This window comes from Halalkalibacter lacteus, assembly GCF_036663595.1.
Taxonomy (GTDB): Bacteria; Bacillota; Bacilli; order Bacillales; family Bacillaceae_D; genus Halalkalibacter; species Halalkalibacter lacteus.
The window spans coordinates 1-224 of record NZ_JAWRVL010000526.1 but is presented as its reverse complement, the minus strand read 5'-3'; the positions used below and the strand labels follow the sequence as shown (position 1 = coordinate 224).

Below are 224 nucleotides of genomic sequence, written 5' to 3'. Positions count from 1 at the left end.
TTTTGGGCATCTCCATGTCCGGTCAGAAGGAAATCCTAGGTATTTGGATTGGTGAAAATGAAAGTGCTAGTTTCTGGATAGGAGTTTGTACAGACCTTAAAAATAGAGGGGTTGAAGATATCCTCATTGCTTGTAAGGACGGGCTTTCTGGCTTTTCTGAAGCCATCCAATCTATTTTTCCGCAAACAGAAATTCAACTGTGTGTGATCCATCAAATCCGCAAC

1 protein-coding gene is annotated in these 224 nt (G+C 41.5%); it reads left to right on the top strand.

From position 1 onward, the window contains the following. A partial coding sequence (locus tag SAZ04_RS23225; protein ID WP_332700205.1) for a transposase occupies window positions 1-224 on the top strand: 224 nt, incomplete at both ends.